The 3,323-nt window shown below is 68.6% G+C and carries 3 protein-coding genes; all 3 read left to right on the forward strand.

The window, feature by feature from the left end:
* Positions 1–193: 193 nt before the first annotated feature.
* Positions 194–1,093 carry an ESX secretion-associated protein EspG gene (locus DQP56_RS23340; RefSeq protein WP_013828831.1) on the forward strand — a complete coding sequence of 300 codons (900 nt, stop codon included), beginning with the start codon at positions 194–196 and terminating at the stop codon, positions 1,091–1,093.
* 159 nt (positions 1,094–1,252) lie between these two features.
* Positions 1,253–2,767, forward strand: a complete 1,515-nt coding sequence (gene eccD, locus DQP56_RS23345) for a type VII secretion integral membrane protein EccD (RefSeq protein WP_112689425.1) — start codon at positions 1,253–1,255, stop codon at positions 2,765–2,767.
* Positions 2,745–3,323 (forward strand): S8 family serine peptidase (locus DQP56_RS23350; RefSeq protein ID WP_234825804.1); only part of this gene is annotated, 579 nt, incomplete at its 3' end. The genes eccD and DQP56_RS23350, both read left to right, overlap by 23 nt.

A 3,323-nucleotide genomic window follows, 5' to 3' on the forward strand; every position in this document is an offset into this window, starting at 1 on the left:
TAACAACATGGCCAACACCGACGCCTCGGTCGGCTCCAGCTGGGCCTGACCGACCCGCAATCCGCAGCGCGGCAGCACACCGACCCACCGGTGTGCTGCCGCGTGCTGCAATTGGTGGGATGGTGGCAGGCGTTCCCGCGCCGCAACGTGATCCAATAGCCAAGTACGTCGGCAAAGGTAGAGGAGGGTAGTGATGGATCCGAGCACCCGCACAGACATCACCGTCAACGTCGAGGGTTTCTGGCTGCTGCAGGCGCTGCTGGATATTCGCCACGTTGCGCCCGAATTGCGTTGCCGACCCTACGTTTCCACCGATTCGAATGATTGGCTGTCGGAACATCCCGGCATGGCCGTGATGCGTGAGCAGGGCATCGTCGTCGATGACCAGGTCAACGAGACCGTCGCCGCCCGGATGAAGGTGCTGGCCGCGCCCGACCTCGAGGTGGTCGCCCTGCTGTCGCTGGGCAAGCTGCGCTACGGCGTCATCGACGACGAAGACCAGCCGCCCGGCACCCGCGACATCCCGGACAACGAGTTCCGGGTGCTGCTGGCGCGCCGCGGCGAGCACTGGGTGTCGGCGGTGCGGGTCGGCACCGACATCACCGTCGACGACGTCTCGGTGACCGATGCCGCCTCGATCGCCGCGCTGGTGATCGACGGCATGGAATCCATCCACCACGCCGATCCGGCGCAGATCACCGCGGTCAACGTGCCGATGGAGGAGATGCTCGAGGCGACCCAGAGCTGGCAGGACTCCGGCTTCAACATCTTCACCGGGGGAGACCTGCGCCGGATGGGGATCAGCGCGGCCACCGTCGCCGCGCTGGGCCAGGCGCTGTCCGAGCCGGCCGCGGAGGCCGCGGTGTACGCGCGGCAATACCGCGACGACGCCAAGGGGCCGAGCGCGTCGGTGCTGTCGCTCAAAGACGGATCCGGCGGCCGGATCGCGCTGTATCAGCAGGCGCGCACCGCCGGATCAGGCGAAGCGTGGCTGGCGATCTGCCCGGCCACCCCGCAACTGGTTCAGGTGGGCGTCAAAACCGTGCTCGACACGCTGCCCTATGGAGCCTGGAAAACGCACCGCAGGGTCTAACCACCGGCCTCGAAATGTCCTGTGACGCACCGGGAAATTGCCTGTAAATGGCAATCGTGCGAATAACATGCATTGCCTTTAGAATTGGACAGAGTTTGAAATGACAAATTGCGAGGCGGCAGCTATGGGTTCAGTATTCGTCGATCAGGGGGTGCGACCATGACCACGGCGATCGAAGCGCCGCAGCCGGGCGGTGAAGTCGCGACGTCCGCGCCGCGTGCGGTGGTGGTCGGCGTCATGGCCGGCGACGGTGTCCAGATCGGGACGCTGCTGGACGCCGACGCGCCCGTGTCGGTGATGCTGGACCCGCTGCTCAAGGTGATCAACAACCGGCTGGCCGAGCTCGATGAGCCCATCCTGCAGGCCGAGGGACGTGGCCGGTGGGTGCTGTGCCTGGTCGACGGCACGGCGCTGCGGCCGAACCAGTCGCTGACCGAACAGGACGTCTACGACGGCGACCGGCTGTGGCTGCGGTTCATCGAGGACCGGGAGCGGCGGTCACCGGTCATCGAACACATCTCCACGGCGGTGTCGGTGAACCTGGCCAAGCGGTTCGCCCCGGTCAATGCGGTGACCGCGGTGCGCGTCGGGGTGTCCACCCTGGCCCTGGGCGTGTTGTTGGCGACCGGACTGCTCGCCGCTTGGCGCGTCCAGCACGACAACTGGCTGACGGCCGGATTCAGCGCGGGACTGGCGCTATTGGTGCTGATCGCCGCCGCGCTGATCCTCATCCAGGCGCGCAACGCCTCCGACCGGTGGGCCGGCGACGTGCTGCTGTCCAGCGGGCTGGTTCCGCTGGTTGTGGCCGCCGCGGCCGCGGTGCCCGGCGAGGTCGGTGCGGCGCAGGCTGCGCTGGGTTTCGGCGTCGCCGGCATCGCCGCACTGTCGGTCATCCGCCTCACCGGACGGCAGCTGGCCGCCTACTCGGCCGTCACCGTCATCAGCGCGGCGGTGATGGTCGTCGGCGTCCTGCGGATGCTGTTCCTGACCGGGGCGGTGACTCTCATGGCGTGCGTATACCTGGCCTGTGTGCTCGCCTACCAGTGGGCACCGTCGCTGTCGCGGTGGCTCGCCGGGCTGCGCCTGCCGGTCTTCCCGTCGGCGACGAGTCGCTGGGTGTTCGAGGCTCGGCCCGACCTGCCCACCACGGTGGTGAGCAAGCCCGGCGCCGCGCCGTCCCTGGAGGGGCCGGAGTCGGTCCGCGAAGTGGTGCTGCGCGCCGAGCGGGCACGATCCTTCCTGACCGGCCTGCTCACCGGGCTGGGCGTGTTGATCGCGGTGTGTGTCACCGGCCTGTGCGACCCGCACTCGGACCGATCGTGGCTGCCGTTGCTGCTGGCCGGTCTGACGGCTGGGTTCCTGGTGCTGCGAGGCCGTTCCTTCCGGGACCGGTGGCAGGCGGTCACGGTGACGCTGACCGGCCTGGTGATCGTCGCCGCGGTGGTGGTGCGCTTCGTGGTGGTGCTGTGGACGCCCACGACGCTGGTGGTCGGGGCGGCGATGCTGGTACTGGTGCCGATGTTCGGGCTGTTGGCCGCGGTGATCGTGCCCAACACCATCTACAGTCCGCTGTTCCGCAAGTTCGTCGAGTGGATCGAATACCTGTGCCTGATGCCGTTGTTCCCGTTGGCGCTGTGGTTGATGAATACCTATGAAGCAATCCGGTACCGGTAGGGGCGTGCGTCGGCTGCAGCGCACCGCGGCGGCCGGCGCCGCGATCATCATGATGGCCGGCGGCTCGCTGGCCGGGATGCCGGTCGCAGGTGCGATCGAACGGCCCGGCATCGACCCCGGAGCGTTGCCACCGGACGGTCCGCCCGGGCCGCCGCAGACGATGCGGCAGACCTCGTACTGCACCGAGGTGGGCGTGTTGCCCGACACCGACTTCCGGGTGCAGCCGGCCTACATGGACATGCTCAATCTGCCGGAGGCCTGGAAGTTCAGCCGTGGCGCCGGAGTGAGCGTCGCGGTCATCGACACCGGGGTGACTCCCCATCCGCGGATGCCGAACCTCATCGGCGGCGGCGACTACGTGATGGCCGGCGGGGACGGGCTGTCGGACTGTGACGCGCACGGCACCCTGGTGGCGTCACTGATCGCTGCGCTGCCGGACAACGGGGTGACTCCGCTGCCGCCGCCACGCCAGACCCGCCGACCGCCGTCGGTTCCCACCAACGAACCCTCGCCGCCCCCACCGGTGCCGCAGACGACGATCATGGTGATGCCGCCG

The organism is Mycolicibacter senuensis (genome assembly GCF_003284925.1).
Lineage (GTDB): Bacteria > Actinomycetota > Actinomycetes > Mycobacteriales > Mycobacteriaceae > Mycobacterium > Mycobacterium algericum_A.

Coding starts and splice junctions, on each gene's coding strand:
- DQP56_RS23340 (WP_013828831.1), top strand. CDS start 194: ATGGATCCGAGCACCCGCACAGACATCACCGTCAACGTCGAGGGTTTC.
- eccD (WP_112689425.1), top strand. CDS start 1,253: ATGACCACGGCGATCGAAGCGCCGCAGCCGGGCGGTGAAGTCGCGACG.